Origin of the sequence: Hydrogenophaga sp. 5NK40-0174 (genome assembly GCF_040372165.1) — a bacterium.
In the GTDB taxonomy this organism is placed as follows: Bacteria; Pseudomonadota; Gammaproteobacteria; order Burkholderiales; family Burkholderiaceae_C; genus Hydrogenophaga.
The window spans coordinates 365132-383059 of sequence record NZ_BAABWG010000002.1 but is presented as its reverse complement, the minus strand read 5'-3'; the positions used below and the strand labels follow the sequence as shown (position 1 = coordinate 383059).

Below are 17928 nucleotides of genomic sequence, written 5' to 3'. Positions count from 1 at the left end.
AAAACCGTCAGGAAAGACAGCTCTTCATGAAGCTCTTCAGTGCCATTTATGACCGCATGATGGTCTGGTCCATGCACCGGCGTGCACCGACCATCCTTGGCGTGCTGAGCTTTGCGGAGTCGTCGTTTTTTCCGGTGCCGCCGGACGTGATGCTGGCACCGATGTGTCTGGCGCAGCCGCAAAAGGCCTGGCACTTTGCCACCATCACCACCGCGCTGTCGGTGCTGGGTGGCATGGCAGGCTACGCGATTGGCGCGCTGGCCTTTGAGGCCATCCAGCCGTGGCTCTCCACCTCGAGCTACTGGCCGGCATTTCAGAAGGCCTCGGCCTGGTTTGAAAGCTGGGGCGTACTGGCGATATTGATCGCAGGCTTCTCGCCGATTCCCTACAAGGTGTTCACCATTGCGGCCGGCTCGCTGGGCATGCCGTTTCTGCCCTTTGTGCTGGCGTCCATCGTAGGCCGTGGCGGCCGCTTCTATCTGGTGGCCGGGCTGCTGAAATGGGGTGGCCCGCGCATGGAAGCCAAGCTGCGGCAGTATGTGGACTGGCTGGGCTGGGCGGTGGTGGCCGCTGTGGCCGTGGGTGGCGTGGCCTGGTATTTCCTGCGCACGCCAGCCGCCGCTGGCTGATCAGGCTGAGATCAGTTTTTCCACGGCCAGCGGGTAAATGCGGTGCTCTTGCGTGAGCACCCGCGCCGCCAGCGCCTCGGGTGTGTCGCCCGGCAGGATGGGCACCACGGCCTGATCCAGGTATTCGCCGTGGTCGAGTTCGGCCGTCACCTTGTGCACGGTGCAGCCGGCGAACTTGCAGCCGGCTTCGATGGCGCGCTGGTGTGTCTTCAAACCGGTGAACGCGGGCAGCAGGCTGGGGTGGATGTTCACCAGCCGGCCTTCGTAATGGCTGACAAAGCCCGGCGTGAGGATGCGCATGAAGCCGGCCAGCACCACCAGGGCGGGCGAATGCTGGTCGATCTCGGCCATCAGGGCGGCATCAAACGATTCCCGGCTGTCATGCGACCGGTGGTCCACCACGGCGACGGACAGGCCGCGTTCGCGGGCAAAATCAAGTCCAGCGGCCTCGGGTTTGTTGCTCAGCACCGCCGCCACCCTGGCGCCGTAGCGCTCGGCCCAGCGGCCTTTGTCGGCCGCTTCGACGATAGCGGCCATGTTGGAGCCACTGCCCGAGATCAGAATGACGATGTTTTTTGAAGAATTTGAAACGGCTGGCATAAGCCCAGAAGTGTAATGAACCACGATTTCCACCAGCGCCCTCTCTCTGCTGCCGAAGCCCGCGTGCTGGGCACCTTGATGGAAAAGGCCAGAACTGTACCCGACAGCTACCCGCTTTCGCTCAACAGCTTGCAAAGCGGCTGCAACCAGAAGTCCAGCCGCGAGCCGGTGATGAACCTGGGTGAGGCGGACATCACCGAAGCACTGGAAGGCCTGCGCGAGCTGAGCCTGGTGGTGGAGATCAGCGGCTCGCGCGTGCCCCGCTTTGAACACAACTTCCAGCGTGCCGCTGGTGTGCCTGAGCAATCCGCCGTGCTGCTGGGTTTGTTGATGCTGCGCGGCCCACAAACAGCGGCCGAGCTGCGGCTCAACGCCGACCGCTGGTACAAGTTTCTGGATATCGGCTCGGTGGAGGCATTTCTGGAAGAGCTGCAGGAACGTGCTGAAGTGAAAGGCGGGCCGCTGGCGGTGAAGCTGCCGCGCGCACCCGGCGCCCGCGAGCAGCGCTGGATGCATTTGCTCTGCGGGCCGGTGGACACGGCAGCCTTTGCTTCGGGCGCTGCGGCTGCCCCTGCTTCTTCTGCGGCGGATTCGGCGCTGGCCGAGCGGGTGGAAACACTGGAAGCCACCGTGGCCGAACTGCAGGCCCAGCTGGCCGATTTGCGCGAGCAACTGGGCGTGTCGCAGCCCGGACAGGCATAAAACGAACGATCGTGCCAAACTAGATGTTTCCGCGCCTGGAGACCGCCTGCCATTGAGGGGGCGGCCACCACCGGGCATCCGACGATAACGGAGGCAACGTATGGATTTGGCATTCACGCCTGAAGAGCAGGCGTTTCGCGAGGAAGTGCGCAACTGGCTGCGCGAAAACCTCCCCCAGGAAACCGCCAACAAGGTCAAGAGCGCGCTGCGCCTGACCCGCGACGACCTGCAGGGCTGGGCCAGGATTCTGGGCAAGAAGGGCTGGCTGGCCAGCGGCTGGCCAAAGGAATTTGGCGGCCCGGGCTGGAACGCCGTGGAAAAGCACATCTTTGAAGAAGAGTGCGCTACCGCCGGTGCGCCACCCATCGTGCCGTTCGGCCCCGTGATGGTGGCCCCGGTGATCATGACCTATGGCAATGCAGAGCAGCAGCAACGCTTCCTGCCGGGTATCGCCAGCGGTGAAGTGTGGTGGAGCCAGGGCTACAGCGAGCCGGGCGCCGGCTCTGACCTGGCCTCGCTCAAGACCCGCGCCGAGCGCGAGGGCGACCATTTCATCGTCAACGGCCAGAAGACCTGGACAACGCTGGGTCAATATGGCGACTGGATTTTCTGCCTGGTGCGCACCAGCACAGAAGGCAAGCCGCAAACCGGCATTTCCTTCCTGCTGATCGACATGACATCGCCCGGCGTGACCGTGCGCCCGATCAAGCTGCTCGACGGCGAATGCGAAGTCAACGAAGTCTTCTTTGACAACGTGAAGGTGCCGGCCGAGAACCTGATCGGTGAAGAGAACCAGGGCTGGACCTATGCCAAGCTGCTGCTCTCGCACGAGCGCACCAGCATTGCTGCGGTGAACCGCTCCAAGCGCGCGCTGGCCCGCCTGAAGGCGATTGCCAAAGCCGAAGGCATGTGGGACGACGTTCGCCTGCGCGACCAGATCGCACTGCTGGAGGTGGACATCATTGCGCTGGAGATGATGGTGCTGCGCGTGCTCTCGGCCGAGAAGTCGGGCAAGAACTCGCTGGACATTGCCGGCCTGCTCAAGATCAAGGGCTCGGAAATCCAGCAACGCTTCACCGAGCTGATGATGCTGGCCGCCGGCCCGTTTGCCGTGCCCTTCATCGAAGAGGCCATGGAAGCCGGCTACCAGGGCGACTACCCCGGCGGCCTGGTGCATGACGCCCCGCTGGCACCGATGTACTTCAACATGCGCAAGACCACCATCTACGGCGGCTCCAGCGAAGTGCAACGCCAGATCATCGCCCAGACACTGCTGGGCTGATGCCCGCGACAGGAGAGACACGACATGGATTTCGATTTTTCTGAAGACCAGGAACAACTGCGCGACGCGGTGCGCAAGTGGGTGGAAAAGGGCTACGGCTTCGAGCGCCGTCGCAGCATCGTCGCCGCTGGCGGCTTTGACCGCGACGCCTACGGCGAGCTGGCCGAACTGGGCCTGGCGGGCCTGTACATCCCCGAAGACGACGGTGGCATGGGCATGAGCCCCATCGACGGCATGGTGGTGATGGAAGAGCTGGGCCGTGGCCTGGTGCTGGAGCCTGTGGATCAGGCGCTGATCGCCGGTGCCGTGATTGCCGGCTACGGCAATGCCGACGTCAAAGGCGAGTGGCTGCCCAAGCTGGGTGGCGGCGAAGCCTTGATCGTTCTGGCCGAGGTGGAGCGCAGCAACCGCTACCGCCTGGACAACTGCAAGACCGCGGCCAGCGAAAGCGGCGGCGCGTGGACCCTCTCGGGCGGCAAGAGCATCGTGCCGGTGGCCGATCAGGCAGACGCCTTCATCGTGCCCGCCATGGGCCCCAAGGGTCTGGCACTGTTCCTGGTGGACGCCAAGGCCAAGGGCGTGAGCACCACCGGCTACCTGACCCAGGAAGGCGGCCGCGCCGGTGAGCTGAGCCTGGACAAGGCTGCTGCCACGCTGCTGACCGAAGACGGCCTGACCGCGCTGGAGCATGCGGTGGATGTGGGTGTGGCATGCCAGTGTGCCGAAGCTGTGGGCATCATGGACATGACCATGGACGCCACGGCCGAGTACCTGAACACGCGCAAGCAGTTCCGCGTGCCGCTGTCGAGCTTCCAGGCCCTGCGCCACCGCATGGCCGACATGAAGATGCAGCTGGAACTGGCGCGCTCCATGAGCTACTACGCTGCGCTCAAGCTCAACGCACCTGCCGAAGAACGCCGCCAGGCGATCGCTCGCGCCAAGGTGCAGCTCGGCCAGTCCATGCGCTATGTGGGCCAGCAAGCCATTCAGCTGCACGGCGGCATTGGCGTGACCGACGAATACATCGTCAGCCACTACTTCAAATCGCTCACCCAGATCGAGCTCACCTACGGCGACACCCTGCACCACCTCAAGGAAGTGTCGGAACGGATGGGTGACTCGGCCGGTGTGTTTGCCTGATGGCCTGATCCAGCACGCAAGCGGGCGGACCCACCGCCAGGCACTGCAAGCCACCCCACAAGGGTGGCTTTTTCTTTGTCACGGAGGTGCCGGTTTCAGGCTTTGCCCGGCTTCGCCAGCGCCACTGATTCGACCAGCCAGTACGCATCGGCATTGTCGCCTTCCAGCCGGTAGACGCCGGTGCCACCTTGCACGCGCAGCGCCACGGCACTCATCTGCCAGCCCACCAAAGGTTCTGCCTGCCATTGCGCCACGGTCAGGTGCGGCCAGTCCATGCGCTCACCCAGATCGCGCACCGGCACCATGGCCTCACGGGCTTCGTCGTTGAGGCCTGTGGCCGCCCACGACCAGCGCCAGGCTTTCTGTCGCTTGGCGTACGAACCGATGTAGGCCATGCGCACCCGCACAGGCGCCCGGGTGCCGCCAGACAAAACCAGTGAGCCGGCTTGCGCATCCCATTGCCGGTCAGGGTAGGCTTCCAGGGCATGCGCAGCATGCAAGGCCGACTGGCGCTGACGCATGTCGGCTTCGCAGGAGGCGAGCATGGCGGCCCATTCCTTCGCCTTGGCGCCCTGCAGACGACCCACACTGGCCGAGCGCAGTTCGTCGTAGCAGTGGTGGCACACACGGCGCAGCTGCAACCGCTGGCCATTGCTAGCATTCCACTCGCCTTCTTCCAGATAGGCCGCGTGGCACTGGTCGCACCAGGCGCCAGGGCGTGGCTCGCGATCACTGGGCCAGTGGCCATGCCAGCGCTGTGCCGGCTGGTCATGCAGGTGCGTGCAGAGATAGGCAGCCACGCCATGTCCGTGCGATCGGCAGGCCACCATGGACGCCGCACTGGCCTCCTCTTCAGGCGTGTGCGAAGCGTCGGCAGGTCGGGAAGAGTCAGGTGCTGTCTCGGAAATCACCCGGCGAGCGTAACCCAAAGATCAGGCGTGCAGGCGCGAAGTCTTAGGCAGGTGCGACATCAGGAACTCCATCTGGTCGGCCAGGATGCGGCGGTTGCGCAGGATGAAGTCTTCCCAGAGGCTGGGAATGTAGGGCGCGTAGAGCAGGGGCATGTTGGCCTGCTCGGGCGTGCGGTTGGCCTTGCGGTGGTTGCAGCTCTTGCAGGCGGTGACCACGTTCATCCAGTGGTCCTTGCCCTTTTGCGCCACCGGCACGATGTGCTCGCGGGTGAGTTCGTGCTCCACATGGTGCTGGCCGCAGTAGGCGCAAAGGTTGCGGTCGCGGGCAAAGAGCTTGGTGTTGGAGAGCGAGGGACGCAGGTCAAAAGGATTGATGCGCGGAACGCCGCGTGTGCCGATGATGGAGTTGACCGTGATGATCGACTGCTTTCCGGTGACGGCGTTATGCCCACCATGAAAAACAGCGATGTCGGCACCCATCTCCCAGCGCACCTCTTCCGCCGCATAATGCAGCACAGCCTCTTCCAGGCTGATCCACGACTGTGGCAACCCTTGGGCTGAGAGCTTCAAGACCTTCAAAACCTGGCTCCTTCCAACAGAAAAGATGTTCCAGTCCGATCGCCTGGGCGGCTGCTGAACCTGCATGACGCCCGGTCACGGTCTTGTATGTCAATATAGCAAGGTTTTGTGACACGCAACGTCACATTCCAAAATACTGCTTCCACCGCCAAGCCGCTTGTGCCTTGCGCCCAACGGCTTGAGTCGCACCATCGCCACATCGATTTCTTGCCATGAAAGTCATCCGCGGAATCCCACAGGACAAGGCACGCCACGCCCTGGTGCCCGACGGTTGCGCCCTGACCATTGGCAACTTCGACGGCGTACATCGCGGACACCAGGCCATGCTGGCCCTGCTGCAGAACGAGGCCCGCCACCGCGGCGTGCCCACCTGCGCCATGACATTCGAGCCGCACCCGCGGGATTACTTTGCTGCGGTGCACCGCAAGCCCGAGCTGGCGCCGGCCCGGATTGCCACGCTGCGCGACAAGCTTGAAGAGCTGGAGCGCTGTGGCGTGGATATTTGCGTGGTGCTGCCGTTCAATGCCCGGCTGGCTTCTCAAACGGCGGAATCCTTCATTGAAGACACGCTGGTGAGCGCTCTGGGCGTGCGCTACGTGCTGGTGGGTGACGATTTCCGCTTTGGCGCACAGCGCGCCGGCGACTACGCCATGCTGGACGCCGCCGGCAGCCGGCTGGGCTTTGACGTAGCGCGCATGCAAAGCTACGAGGTGCATGGCATTCGCGTGTCCAGCTCGGCCGTGCGCGATGCCCTGGGCAAGGGAGACATGGATGCCGTCGCCGCACTCCTGGGCCGCCCCTATGCCATCAGCGGCCATGTGGTCCACGGCCGCAAGCTGGGCCGCGAACTGGGCGAGACCGGCCCGGGCAAGGGCGACGGCTTTCGGACCCTGAACCTGCGCTTCTCCCACTGGAAACCGGCTGCCAGCGGCATCTTTGCCGTGCACGTTCATGGACTGGACCCCAGGGAAGGCGCCGAGCCTCTGCCGGGCGTGGCCAACCTGGGCATCCGACCATCGCTGGACCCGAACGATGTCAATGGAGGTCGCGTGCTGCTGGAGACGCATTGCCTGGAATGGCCGGACCGAATTCGGCCCTATCTGCCGGATAGGGAGGCCTACGGTAAAATCATCCGGGTGGAACTGCTACACAAACTGCACGACGAACTGAAGTACGACAGTCTGGACGCCTTGACCCAAGGCATTGCCAAAGACTGCCAGGACGCGCGCGCCTTCTTCCAGCAGCTTCACGCACAAACCCGTCGCCAGACCACGCGCGACCGAATTTGACGCTCGCCACCGGAGCAGGCTTTTTGCCCTGCCCCTGGTCGCGCGCCCTGTTCAAGACTCGGGGCGACTGCCTAGCCACCTCCCATGCCGGCCACTGGCCGAGCACATTGATCGAGTCTTGCCTGCGCAAAACACCCCAAAGACATGTCTGAACAGAGCAACGCCCAAAACAAGAAACCCGCCAAGGGCAACCCAAAGGAAAAGGCACCCACCAGCAAGTACAGCGCCACGCTGAACATGCTCGATACCCCCTTCCCCATGCGCGGCAACCTGCCCAAGCGCGAGCCGGCCTGGGTGAACGACTGGAACGAGAGCCACCTCTATGCCCGCCTGCGCGAAGCCCGCGCCGGCAAGCCGCTGTTCGTGCTGCATGACGGCCCTCCGTATGCCAACGGCAAGCTGCACATCGGCCACGCGGTGAACAAGGTCCTCAAGGACATGATCGTCAAAAGCCGCCAGCTCGCCGGCTTTGACGCCCAATACATCCCCGGCTGGGACTGCCACGGCCTGCCGATCGAGAACGCCATCGAGAAAATCCATGGCCGCAAGCTCTCGCGTGACGACATGCAGGCCAAGAGCCGCGCCTACGCGACCGAGCAGATCGACCAGCAGCGCGAAGACTTCAAGCGCCTGGGCGTGCTGGGCGACTGGGAGCGTCCCTACCGCACCATGGACACCGGCAACGAGGCACGCGAGATCCGGGCCTTCAAGCGCGTGATGGAACGCGGCTTTGTCTACCGTGGCCTCAAGCCGGTTTACTGGTGTTTTGACTGCGGCTCCTCGCTGGCCGAGTTCGAAATCGAGTACGCCGACAAGCAAAGCGACACGCTGGATGTGGCCTTCCAGGCCAACGACGATGCTGCCGTGGCCCAGGCGTTTGGCCTGGCCAACCTGCCTGAAGGCAAACACGCGAACATCGTCATCTGGACAACCACCGCCTGGACCATCCCGGCCAACCAGGCGCTCAACGCCCACCCCGAGCTGACCTATGCCCTGGTCGACACGCCCAAGGGCTGCCTGATCCTGGCCGAGAGCCTGGTCGAGAAGTGCCTGGAGCGCTTTGGCCTGGAAGGTGCCGTGCTGGCCACGGTAGGCGGCGACAAGCTCGGTGGCCTGGCTTTCCGCCACCCGCTGTACGACGTCGACGCAGGTTACAAGCGCCTGGCGCCGGTGTTCCTGGCCGACTACGTGAGCGACACCGACGGTACCGGTATCGTCCACTCCTCGCCGGCCTATGGCGTGGATGACTTCAACTCCTGCATGGCCAACGGCATGTCGTACGACGACATCCTCAACCCGGTGCAAGGCAACGGCTGCTACGCCGACGACTTCCCGCTGTTTGGTGGCCTGCACATCTGGAAGGCCGTGCCGGTCATCCTGGAAACACTGAACACTGCCGGCCGCCTGATGGCCACGCAGCGCATCACCCACAGCTACCCACACTGCTGGCGCCACAAGACGCCGGTGATCTACCGCGCGGCTGCGCAGTGGTTTGTTCGCATGGACGAAGGCGAAGGCGTTTTCACCAAAGACAAGGCGCCCAAGACGCTGCGCCAGATGGCGCTGGAAGCCATCGACCACACCGGTTTCTACCCCGAGAACGGCAAGGCGCGTCTGCGCGACATGATTGCCAACCGCCCTGACTGGTGCATCTCGCGCCAGCGCAGCTGGGGTGTGCCTGTGCCCTTCTTCCTGCACAAGGATTCGGGCGAGCTGCACCCGCGCACCATGGAGATCATGGACCAGGCTGCCGACATCGTCGAAAAAGGCGGCATCGAGGCCTGGAGCCGTGTGACCGCCGAAGACATCCTGGGTGCCGAAGACGCCCAGCACTACACCAAGAGCACCGACATCCTGGAGGTGTGGTTCGACTCCGGCTCGACCTTCTGGCACGTGCTGCGCGGCAGCCATGCCGACGCTTACCCCAACGGCGCTTTCCATGCCGAAGGCCCTGAGGCCGATCTGTACCTGGAAGGCCACGACCAGCACCGCGGGTGGTTCCACAGCTCGCTGCTGCTCGGCTGCGCGATCTATGGACGCGCACCCTACAAGGGGCTGCTGACCCACGGCTTTGCCACCGATGGCCAGGGCCGCAAGATGAGCAAGAGCCTGGGCAACGTGGTGGTGCCGCAAGAGATCAGCGAGAAGCTGGGCTCTGAAATCGTGCGCCTGTGGGTGGCCGCGACCGATTACTCGGGCGACCTGAACATCGACGACAACATCCTGGCCCGCGTGGTGGACGCCTACCGCCGGATCCGCAACACCTTGCGTTTCCTGATGGCCAACACGGTGGACTTCAACCCCGAGACGGATGCTGTGGCGCCAGAGCAGATGCTGGAGATCGACCGCTACGCACTGGCCCGCGCGGCCGAGCTGCAGGCCGAGATCCTCAAGCACTTCGACGTGTACGAATTCCACCCGGTGGTGAGCAAGCTTCAGGTGTACTGCTCGGAAGACCTGGGCGCCTTCTATCTGGACGTGCTCAAGGACCGCCTCTACACCACCAAGGCAGATGGTCTGGCCCGCCGCAGCGCCCAGACCGCCTTGTGGCAGATCACCCAGGCCATGCTGCGCTGGATGGCGCCTTTCCTGTCCTTCACGGCAGAAGAAGCCTGGGCCGTGTTTGCGGGCGAGAAGTCGCAAGGCTCCATCTTCTTTGAAACCTTCTGGTCTTTCGGCACGCCTGACGAAGCCTTGCTGGCCAAGTGGAAGCGCATCAGCGAGATCCGCGAGATGGCCAACAAGGAGATCGAGGTGGTTCGCGAAGCCGGTCAGGTGGGCGCATCGCTGCAGGCGACGCTGGAGATCACGGCCGGCGCCGACGACGCCGCGCTGCTGCGTTCGCTGGGCGATGACCTGAAGTTCGTCACCATCACCTCCGCAGTGAGCGTGGTGGATGGCGAGCATCTGGCTGTGAAGGTTGCGCCCAGCACGGCGACCAAGTGCGAGCGCTGCTGGCACTACACCGACGATGTGGGCCATAGCGAGGCGCACCCCACCTTGTGCGGCCGCTGCGTGACCAACCTCGACGGCGAAGGCGAGAGCCGCCTGGCTGCCTGAGGCGTTTGCGCCTTTTCAAGGGAAACACATGAGCAGCAGCGCGCGCCCATCGATGTGGACCTGGCTGGCCGTGACGGCCGTCTGGGTCGTCGTCGACCAGATCACCAAGTGGTGGATTCTTCAGAACTACCAGCTGGGTGACCAGACCGTCATCACCAGCTTCTTCAACATTGTCCGCGCCCACAACACCGGCGCTGCGTTTTCCTTCCTGGCCAGCGCCGGGGGATGGCAGCGCTGGTTCTTCATCGGCATCAGCGTGGCGGTGGTGATCTTCATTCTGGTGATGCTGCGCAACCATTCGAGTCAGAAGCTGTTTTCTTTTGCCCTGGCCAGCATCATGGCCGGCGCCATTGGCAACAACCTGATCGACCGCCCGCTGCACGGCTATGTGGTGGATTTCCTGGATTTCCACTGGGCTTTCCTCTCGGGCATGTTCCCGCGCGGGCATTTCCCGGCCTTCAACGTGGCCGACGCGGCCATCACCATCGGTGCCGCCTCCCTGATCTGGGACGAACTGCGGCGGGTGCGTCAAAGCCGCGGCTGAGCGCCTGTCCGCGCTGGCGGAGCCCCCTGACCGCCCCGGGGCTCTCTCAGAATGCGACAATGCGGCTGAACCTCAAGGTCGCCAGCCACCTGGCTGCATGACCCGTGTGGTGTGCAGGCGATCCCCGGCACCAGGGACGCCCACACCCCAGAACATCTCACGAACACTGCAAGGAGACACCCATGCCCGGACTGCTGCCCGACGTTGATCCCGATGGATTGCTGGAGTTTTCGGTCGTTTACACCGACCGCTCGCTCAACCACATGTCCAAGCGCTTCCAGGGCGTGATGAAGGACTTGTCGAGCCACCTCAAGCGTGTCTACAACGCCCACAGCGCCGTCATCGTGCCTGGCAGCGGCACCTTCGGCATGGAAAGCGTGGCCCGCCAGTTTGCGGCCGACAAGCATGTGATGGTCATCCGCAACGGCTTCTTCAGCTTCCGCTGGAGCCAGATTTTCGACATGGGCAAGATCCCTGCGAGTCACACTGTGCTCAAAGCCCGCCGCCTGGACGAGAGCGATGCGCAGTCGCCCTGGCAGCCTGCCCCGATCGAGGAGGTGAAAGCCGCCATCGCCAAGGAAAAGCCTGCGGTGGTGTTTGCCCCTCACGTGGAAACCGCTGCCGGCATGATCCTGCCGGATGACTACCTCAAGGCTGTGGCTGACGCCGTGCATGCCGTGGGTGGTTTGTTCGTGCTGGACTGCATTGCCTCTGGCGCCATGTGGGTGGACATGCAGGCCACCGGCGTGGACGTGCTGGTGTCCGCCCCACAAAAAGGCTGGAGCAGCTCGCCTTGCTGCGCCATGGTGATGCTCAGCGAGCGCGCCCGAACGGCCATTGAAGACACCAACAGCAGCAGCTTCGCGATGGACCTCAAGAAGTGGCTGCAGATCATGGCGGCTTACGAAGGCGGCGCCCACGCCTACCACGCCACCATGCCGACCGACGGCCTGACCAAGCTGCGCGACACCATGCTGGAGACAGAAGCCTACGGTCTGCAAAAGGTCAAGGACGAGCAGCTGGCGCTGGGCCAGGGTGTGCGCGATTTGCTGGCTCGCCACGGCTTTGTGAGCGTGGCCGCTGAAGGCTTCCAGGCCCCTGGCGTGGTGGTGAGCTACACCAGCGACCCGGACATCCAGAACGGCAAGAAATTCCTGGCCCAGGGCCTGCAGACTGCTGCTGGTGTGCCGCTGCAGTGCGACGAGCCCGAGGGCTTCAGCACTTTCCGCGTCGGCCTGTTTGGCCTGGACAAGTGGCACGACGGCCAGGGCTCGGTGAAGCGCCTGGAAGAGGCGCTGAAGGTCGTGGCACCGGCAGCGGCTGCCACGGCCTGACCTGCCCCGGCAGATCAGCCAGCCCGCAGGGTACAGACGCAGGCCATTGGCCTGCGTTTTTTTGTGCCCACCGTCAAGATAAAACCCGCCAGTACCATCCCTCTTTTTGAGGATATCAGTTTGGGGATTCTGGGTTGCAATACTAGCCAATTGTCACACGCAGCAACATTAACGGAGGAAATCAGATGAAAAGAAAGACTGCACTTAGATTTGCAGCGGCAGCACTTATGGTCGCGGGTCTTGTCGCCTGCGGCGGCGGCGGAGAAGACAAAACGAAGGACTTGTTCAGCTTGTGGAACCGCGACAGTGACAACGTGCCTTTGGACCTGACCGGGGGCGAATTTTCCACCCCCTTGCTGATGTACTTCTACACGACTGACGGAAGCCAGTGCAACTGCAATATGACTTTTGTCGGAGAGCAGCATGAAGGCACTTTTGTGGTGAACTCCTGCCGCTACGTTCCGGGATCTGGTGCTGGCGACCCGGGTTGCACTTCTTTCAACGGCACCGGAAAGTACTTCAAGAATGACGGACAACTGACCATCGAACGCGATGGAAGGAAAGCTACCTGGCATTGACCAGATTCAAGTTCTCCAAGGAAGAAAAAACGCAGGCCGGTGGCCTGCGTTTTTTCATTTGGGGTGGGCCATCGTCACCCCCGGCCCGGTAGGCTCCATCAAGGCAACAAGATGGTGCAACCCGTGGTCTGGCGGGCCTCCAGGCTGCGGTGGGCATCCTGCACATCGGCCAGGGCAAAGCGCTGGTCGATGCGGATCTTCACCTTGCCCGATTGCACCACCTCGAACAGATCGTCTGCCATGGCCTGTGTGGCTTCGCGGCTGCTGATGTGGGTGAACAGGGTCTGGCGGGTGACGTACATGGAACCCTTGGGGCCCAGAATACCGGGAGAGAAAGGGTCGACCGGGCCGCTGGCGTTGCCGAAGCTGACCATCAGACCAAACGGGCGCAGACAATCCAGTGAGCCTTCCCAAGTGTCCTTGCCCACGGAGTCATAGACAACTTTCACGCCTTTGCCGCCCGTGATCTCCTTGACCCGCTCGGTGAAATTCTCGGTGCGGTAGTTGATGGTGAATTCGGCACCATGCTCGTGAGCCAGCGCACACTTTTCATCCGTGCCGGCCGTACCGATCAGGCGCAGACCCAAGGCCTTGGCCCACTGACAGGCGATCAGGCCCACGCCACCGGCAGCGGCATGGAAGAGCACAAAGTCGCCCGCCTCCAGGCCTTCAACCGGCTTGCACTTCTTGAGCAGGTACTGCGCGGTGAGGCCTTTGAGCATCATGGCAGCACCGGTTTCGAAATCGATGGCGTCGGGCAGTCGGCAGACGTTTTGTGCCGGCATGACCCGTGCATCGCAATAGCTGCCCGGAGGCGCTGCGGCGTAAGCGGCGCGATCTCCCGCTTTGAGGTGCGTCACTCCCTCGCCAACGGCTTCGATCACGCCGGCACCTTCCATACCGATGCCATGCGGCATGGGCAGCGGGTAGAGGCCTGTGCGGTGATAGACGTCGATGAAGTTCAGGCCAATGGCGTGGTGACGCACTCTGACCTGGCCCGGACCCGGGGCACCCACATCAACGGTGTCCAGAACGAGTTGGTCTGCACCGCCCGGTGCATGGATGCGCACAGCGCGGCTGGAAGTGGATGCCTCGGACATGGGGATTGTCTCCTGTGGAAATCTGAAACACTGAATCAGACGGCATGCTGCCACGAAACGGGAAGACGTGCTGCGCGGCAGGGTTGAAACCTGTGCGTCAGCCAAGACAGCGCCCAAGCCGCTACAGTGCTGCTGCATATGTCTTCTGCCGATTCTTCCCACCGCCTGACGCCAGCCGCAGTTGCGCTGCTGGTCATCCCACCGCTGATGTGGGCGGGCAATGCCGTGGTGGGGCGGATGATGCAGGGCACGATTCCGCCTTTCACGTTCAACTTCCTGCGCTGGGTGCTGGCCTTTGTGCTGCTACTGCCCATGGCCGGCTGGGTGCTCAGGCCGGGCACCGGCCTCTGGGCCAACTGGAAGCGCTTTGCCTGGCTGGGGCTGTTTGGCGTGGGCACCTACAACTCGCTGCAGTACCTGGCACTCAAAACCTCCACGCCCATCAACGTGACCCTGGTGGCCTCGAGCATGCCCGTGTGGATGCTGCTGATCGGCCGGGTGTTCTATGGCGTGCCGGTGGCCCGAAAGGCCGCCATCGGCGCCGCCCTGTCGCTCACCGGTGTGGCCTTTGTGCTCTCGCGCGGCAGCTTGCAGCAACTGCTGGCCGTGCAGTTTGTGCCCGGCGACGCCTGGATGCTGATGGCCGCCGCCGCATGGTCGGGCTACAGCTGGCTGCTGGCCAAGCCACCGGCAGGATCAGAGCCACCCGCCATCCGAAGCCACTGGGCGGCCTACCTGATGGCCCAGATGGCGCTGGGCCTGATGTGGTCAGGCGCGATGAGCGGCATTGAGTGGGGCGTGCTCAGCGCCACGGCCGAGCCCGGCGACGCAGCCGTGCACATCGCCTGGGGCTGGCCGCTGATCGTGGCCCTGGTGTATGTGGCCATCGGTCCATCCTTGATTGCCTACCGCTGCTGGGGCGCTGGCGTGGCACGCGTGGGCCCGGCCATCGCCGGCTTTTTCCCCAACCTCACGCCACTGTTCGCGGCCATTCTCTCGGCCACGCTGCTGGGCGAACTGCCGCATTGGTATCACGGCGCCGGTTTTCTGTTCATTGTGGCGGGCATCTGGGTGAGTTCGAGGCGCGGGTGAGGCGTTCGCTGTGCCCTTCCTTGCATTTCCCTGCTTCAAGCTTCCTTGACCACCTGAGCGCTCAGGCGCGTCTGCATGTGGTCCAGCATGCGCAGCAGGTTTCGCTTGTCTTCCGCAGACAGCCCGGTCAACGCATCGGCCGCCACCGCCTTGCGTTCGGCCATGACCTGACCATGCAAAGCCAGGGCTGACTCGCTCGGGTAGAGGCGCGTCACACGACGGTCTTCTGCGTCAGGCTCGGCCACCAGCAGACCTTTGTCGCGCAGCGACGCAATGAGCCGGGCCACCTGGCCTTTGTCGCGCCCGCTGTGCTGCACCAGTTCGCGCTGGGTGCCACCGGGATGCCGAACAAAGAATCCCAGCGCACGCCCTTCCATCGGGTGCAGGCCATCGTCGGGCATGCGTTGGCGCTGTGCTGCGCGGGCCAGATGCAGCAATTCATGCATGGCATCCATGATCTCTTCAGGGGCTTTGGTGCTCATATGGTTGACAGCATCAACTAATATTTTCACAATAGATGACATTATCAACCAATACAAGCGCCCTATCAACATGAGCACTCCAACTTCTGCGCCCGACAGGGCCAATCCTGAGACCAGCGGCCATTCAGTGATCCGCAGGGTTCGCCATGAACTGGTTTTGCGCGACCTTGCCGTTGTCTCTACCGAACGCATCAGCGACGGCTTGCATGCCATCAAAGTGGGCGGCCCGGCACTGGCCAGATTTACCTCGCTGTCTTTCGACGACCATGTGAAGCTGTTCTTTGACGACGCCAAGGGACAAGCGCAGCGGCGCGACTACACACCGGTTGGCTTTGACGAGAACCGCAATGAGCTGACGCTGATCTTCGCTGTGCACGACGGTGGCGCCGCGAGCGACTGGGCACTTCGTTTGCAACCGGGAGATGCCGTCAAGATTGGTGGACCGCGCGGGTCGATGATCATCCCGGAAAATCTGGGCTGGTACCTGCTCGCCGGCGACCTGACTGCATGGCCGGCCATGGAGCGGCGCCTGCAAGAACTGCCCGAGGGAACGCCCACGGTGGTCATTCTTCAAAGCAAGGATGCGTCAGACCTGGCGGCCCTGCCCCAACGGCCCAACATGGTCGCCAGACATGTGCGAACGGGCAGCGACATGCTGCAGGCAGCACGTGAACTGCCCTTGCCTTCCGATGAAGCGTCAGGCAATGGCTTTGCCTGGTGCGCGGGTGAAGCAGGCACCATGGCGAAACTGCGCGAGGTGCTGATCAACGAGCGAGGATTGCCCCGCACCCATGTGAAGGCCTCTGCGTACTGGAAACCAGGAGCCGAAGGGTTTCACGAGACTTTGTCGTAGAGTGGCAGGGACGCTCTCGCCAAACGACGCTACGCCGCGGCTTCCGGTGCCTCATCCCCTGCAACCGGACCTGCGTCGTGTGGAAGGGTCAGTGCCATGAGTGCATCGGCATACCAGACACAGTTCAGCCCTAGTGACTCATCCGAAGTGTGGTCTCTCGGTCCCATGTCCATGCGCGTGGAATGGATACCGAGCAGTTGCCAGTCCGTTTCCCAATCACTCGCGTCACTGCTTTCTTTAAGTGTGCGCCTGCGCAAGACTGGCGCTCCACTGCTGCCGCTGTGCGTGCGTGCATCCGTCAGGAAGCAGCCGCGCTGCTGGAACCTGACGCCAAAGGCAGATGCGATGGTCGCACTGCGGGCAACGGCCAGATGATGGATGGTGTCATGAAAGCCCAGCGGGAACCCCACCACAATCAGGGCAGATCCAAGACCGAAATCCTCACCACGGGATTGCAAATGACTGGGGCTGAAGGCACGGATGACACTGCCGACAGGTAGCTTGCCGCGTTCGATCTCGACGACGGCAATGTCAACCACGCCGCCGGAATCCAGGGCGCCGTTCCAGAGCGCCAGGCCCCCGGCATACAACGGGATCGAGAACACGGCAATCTGGGTGAGATCCTGCGGATCGGTGTGGATCTCAATTTCGACGCGGTCTGGGGCATGGCCAACCGCTTCGTCTTGAAACACGTGCCGGTTGGTGACCAGATACAGCCGGTCATCTCTGGCAAAGAAAAACCCGCTCGCCCCCGTCAAGGGCGCTTGCCCCAGAAAGGTCTGAACCTTCGTGGTGGCAAACAACACAGGTTCCGCGGAAGGCACAACGCCATCTGCAGTGAAAGACGGATTAGGGCTGCTGGCGTCAAGCATGGCTTGGGTCCTCATGGGTAGAAGGTCGCAATGCCGCCTGCTCAGCAAACGGCTGTCTGCTGCATGGCCATCTGCCGCCCTTGGTGGGCAGCAAAGTCCAAAGCAGCTTGCTCGTTGGGAAACAAGGGCAACAGACGAAACACTCGATCATGCGAGGTCGATCCGCAACCGCTGCGAAGTGAGATGCTGGCAACGTACTCACCATTGTCTGTGCGGCGGCTCAACGGCGAAACCTTGTAGCGTCCGATGTCGAAACTCAGCGGCGCTGGCCGAATTGATGATGATGCCGACGTTGACGACGGGTTGGTTGGTTCGGGGATATAGCTCATAAGGATATTCATCTTGATGTTGTTATGTATATTGAATTGATATGGATACGGATGTTGGTACTGATGTTGTTGTTTTTGGCGTGGAGACTAACCATGTCCTCGACAAAGAAGAGGCCTTTGCTGGTCAACGCACGAGCAGTCATTTCCGCATTGACTCGCCTTCCCGTCTTCCCCGTCTCGTCCCACCTCGTCGCGTCTCGGATGGCGTTGAGGTGAGTTGGTTGAGGTGAGCTGAGGAGAAGTGAGCCGATCTGGGTCAAGCCGAGTTGACTCTGGCCAGTTCCCCGACCCGGCCCAAACAGCAGCAGCACCAGCACCTGTACCAAACGGCGCTGCAAGACTCAGGCAGGTTGTGGAGCGTCAATCCAGCGCGCACGCCATCAAGAAGAGGCACGCAACGCAAGCGCCAACAAAAACAATGGCCCGCACAACCGGGCTACAAAAGAAAAAGCTCACCTTTGGGAAGGAAGACCAGAGAAGCCTGCAAGGAGGCCAGTTGGTCAAGGTCAGACGACGGACTTAGCCGCCTGTTAGCATGTCTGACGCCGGCGC

General features: G+C 62.8%; 17 protein-coding genes. 11 read left to right on the top strand and 6 right to left on the bottom strand.

Annotated features, from left to right (window positions below):
- Positions 1–26: 26 nt before the first annotated feature.
- Positions 27–629, top strand: coding sequence for a YqaA family protein (locus tag ABWV89_RS07450; RefSeq protein WP_353395588.1), 603 nt, complete (start codon positions 27–29; stop codon positions 627–629).
- On the opposite strand, the gene purN is transcribed toward ABWV89_RS07450, so the two are convergent.
- Entirely contained in the window at positions 630–1229 is a 600-nt protein-coding gene (gene purN / locus ABWV89_RS07445) for a phosphoribosylglycinamide formyltransferase (RefSeq protein WP_353395586.1), read from the bottom strand.
- 15 nt (positions 1230–1244) lie between these two features.
- Between purN and ABWV89_RS07440 the strand changes: the two genes are divergently transcribed.
- The 3 genes from ABWV89_RS07440 to ABWV89_RS07430 all read left to right on the top strand — a co-directional run bounded on the left by ABWV89_RS07440 (position 1245) and on the right by ABWV89_RS07430 (position 4353).
- Complete coding sequence (locus ABWV89_RS07440) at positions 1245–1931, top strand: YceH family protein (RefSeq protein WP_353395585.1); 687 nt, start codon at positions 1245–1247, stop codon at positions 1929–1931.
- 100 nt (positions 1932–2031) lie between these two features.
- Positions 2032–3213 (top strand): acyl-CoA dehydrogenase family protein, encoded by a 1182-nt coding sequence (locus tag ABWV89_RS07435; protein WP_353395584.1) that lies wholly within the window; start codon positions 2032–2034, stop codon positions 3211–3213.
- A 24-nt stretch (positions 3214–3237) separates the two neighbouring features.
- On the top strand, positions 3238–4353 hold the full coding sequence (locus tag ABWV89_RS07430) for an acyl-CoA dehydrogenase family protein (protein WP_353395581.1): 1116 nt from the start codon (positions 3238–3240) through the stop codon (positions 4351–4353).
- 95 nt (positions 4354–4448) lie between these two features.
- Here ABWV89_RS07430 and ABWV89_RS07425 read toward each other — a convergent pair whose 3' ends face one another.
- Both ABWV89_RS07425 and ABWV89_RS07420 read right to left on the bottom strand, forming a co-directional pair.
- On the bottom strand, positions 4449–5282 hold the full coding sequence (locus ABWV89_RS07425; RefSeq protein ID WP_353395580.1) for a DUF6882 domain-containing protein: 834 nt from the start codon (positions 5280–5282) through the stop codon (positions 4449–4451).
- Positions 5283–5285: 3 nt separating this feature from the next.
- Entirely contained in the window at positions 5286–5843 is a 558-nt protein-coding gene (locus tag ABWV89_RS07420) for an HNH endonuclease (protein ID WP_353395579.1), read from the bottom strand.
- Positions 5844–6055: 212 nt separating this feature from the next.
- Here ABWV89_RS07420 and ABWV89_RS07415 point away from each other — a divergent pair, with 212 nt between their 5' ends.
- The 5 genes from ABWV89_RS07415 to ABWV89_RS07395 all read left to right on the top strand — a co-directional run bounded on the left by ABWV89_RS07415 (position 6056) and on the right by ABWV89_RS07395 (position 12648).
- Positions 6056–7132 (top strand): bifunctional riboflavin kinase/FAD synthetase, encoded by a 1077-nt coding sequence (locus ABWV89_RS07415; protein ID WP_353395578.1) that lies wholly within the window; start codon positions 6056–6058, stop codon positions 7130–7132.
- A gap of 237 nt (positions 7133–7369) precedes the next feature.
- Positions 7370–10192 carry an isoleucine--tRNA ligase gene (gene ileS / locus ABWV89_RS07410; RefSeq protein WP_353396059.1) on the top strand — a complete coding sequence of 941 codons (2823 nt, stop codon included), beginning with the start codon at positions 7370–7372 and terminating at the stop codon, positions 10190–10192.
- A gap of 28 nt (positions 10193–10220) precedes the next feature.
- Positions 10221–10736: a signal peptidase II gene (gene lspA, locus ABWV89_RS07405; protein WP_353395577.1), complete on the top strand. Its 516-nt coding sequence runs from the start codon at positions 10221–10223 to the stop codon at positions 10734–10736.
- A gap of 182 nt (positions 10737–10918) precedes the next feature.
- Positions 10919–12070: an aminotransferase class V-fold PLP-dependent enzyme gene (locus ABWV89_RS07400; RefSeq protein ID WP_353395576.1), complete on the top strand. Its 1152-nt coding sequence runs from the start codon at positions 10919–10921 to the stop codon at positions 12068–12070.
- A gap of 185 nt (positions 12071–12255) precedes the next feature.
- The gene (locus ABWV89_RS07395; protein ID WP_353395575.1) at positions 12256–12648 is read left to right on the top strand and encodes a hypothetical protein; all 393 of its coding nucleotides are present in this window, start codon (positions 12256–12258) and stop codon (positions 12646–12648) included.
- 98 nt (positions 12649–12746) lie between these two features.
- On the opposite strand, the gene ABWV89_RS07390 is transcribed toward ABWV89_RS07395, so the two are convergent.
- Positions 12747–13748, bottom strand: coding sequence for a quinone oxidoreductase family protein (locus ABWV89_RS07390; RefSeq protein ID WP_353395574.1), 1002 nt, complete (start codon positions 13746–13748; stop codon positions 12747–12749).
- 138 nt (positions 13749–13886) lie between these two features.
- Between ABWV89_RS07390 and ABWV89_RS07385 the strand changes: the two genes are divergently transcribed.
- On the top strand, positions 13887–14840 hold the full coding sequence (locus ABWV89_RS07385) for a DMT family transporter (protein WP_353395573.1): 954 nt from the start codon (positions 13887–13889) through the stop codon (positions 14838–14840).
- A gap of 35 nt (positions 14841–14875) precedes the next feature.
- Here ABWV89_RS07385 and ABWV89_RS07380 read toward each other — a convergent pair whose 3' ends face one another.
- Positions 14876–15322: a MarR family winged helix-turn-helix transcriptional regulator gene (locus ABWV89_RS07380; protein WP_353395572.1), complete on the bottom strand. Its 447-nt coding sequence runs from the start codon at positions 15320–15322 to the stop codon at positions 14876–14878.
- A gap of 70 nt (positions 15323–15392) precedes the next feature.
- On the opposite strand from ABWV89_RS07380, the gene ABWV89_RS07375 reads away from it, so the two are divergent.
- Entirely contained in the window at positions 15393–16175 is a 783-nt protein-coding gene (locus ABWV89_RS07375; protein ID WP_353395571.1) for a siderophore-interacting protein, read from the top strand.
- Between the two features lie 29 nt (positions 16176–16204).
- Here the strand turns inward: ABWV89_RS07375 and ABWV89_RS07370 are convergent, their stop codons facing one another.
- The gene (locus tag ABWV89_RS07370) at positions 16205–17047 is read right to left on the bottom strand and encodes a S1 family peptidase (RefSeq protein ID WP_353395570.1); all 843 of its coding nucleotides are present in this window, start codon (positions 17045–17047) and stop codon (positions 16205–16207) included.
- Between the last annotated feature and the right edge of the window lie 881 nt (positions 17048–17928).

Bases quoted from the DNA above. Each gene is read 5' to 3' on its own strand.
- ABWV89_RS07450 (WP_353395588.1), top strand. From the start codon at position 27: ATGAAGCTCTTCAGTGCCATTTATGACCGCATGATGGTCTGGTCCATG.
- purN (WP_353395586.1), bottom strand. From the start codon at position 1,229: ATGCCAGCCGTTTCAAATTCTTCAAAAAACATCGTCATTCTGATCTCG.
- ABWV89_RS07440 (WP_353395585.1), top strand. From the start codon at position 1,245: ATGAACCACGATTTCCACCAGCGCCCTCTCTCTGCTGCCGAAGCCCGC.
- ABWV89_RS07435 (WP_353395584.1), top strand. From the start codon at position 2,032: ATGGATTTGGCATTCACGCCTGAAGAGCAGGCGTTTCGCGAGGAAGTG.
- ABWV89_RS07430 (WP_353395581.1), top strand. From the start codon at position 3,238: ATGGATTTCGATTTTTCTGAAGACCAGGAACAACTGCGCGACGCGGTG.
- ABWV89_RS07415 (WP_353395578.1), top strand. From the start codon at position 6,056: ATGAAAGTCATCCGCGGAATCCCACAGGACAAGGCACGCCACGCCCTG.
- ileS (WP_353396059.1), top strand. From the start codon at position 7,370: ATGCTCGATACCCCCTTCCCCATGCGCGGCAACCTGCCCAAGCGCGAG.
- lspA (WP_353395577.1), top strand. From the start codon at position 10,221: ATGAGCAGCAGCGCGCGCCCATCGATGTGGACCTGGCTGGCCGTGACG.
- ABWV89_RS07400 (WP_353395576.1), top strand. From the start codon at position 10,919: ATGCCCGGACTGCTGCCCGACGTTGATCCCGATGGATTGCTGGAGTTT.
- ABWV89_RS07395 (WP_353395575.1), top strand. From the start codon at position 12,256: ATGAAAAGAAAGACTGCACTTAGATTTGCAGCGGCAGCACTTATGGTC.
- ABWV89_RS07390 (WP_353395574.1), bottom strand. From the start codon at position 13,748: ATGTCCGAGGCATCCACTTCCAGCCGCGCTGTGCGCATCCATGCACCG.
- ABWV89_RS07385 (WP_353395573.1), top strand. From the start codon at position 13,887: ATGTCTTCTGCCGATTCTTCCCACCGCCTGACGCCAGCCGCAGTTGCG.
- ABWV89_RS07380 (WP_353395572.1), bottom strand. From the start codon at position 15,322: ATGAGCACCAAAGCCCCTGAAGAGATCATGGATGCCATGCATGAATTG.
- ABWV89_RS07375 (WP_353395571.1), top strand. From the start codon at position 15,393: ATGAGCACTCCAACTTCTGCGCCCGACAGGGCCAATCCTGAGACCAGC.
- ABWV89_RS07370 (WP_353395570.1), bottom strand. From the start codon at position 17,047: ATGCTTGACGCCAGCAGCCCTAATCCGTCTTTCACTGCAGATGGCGTT.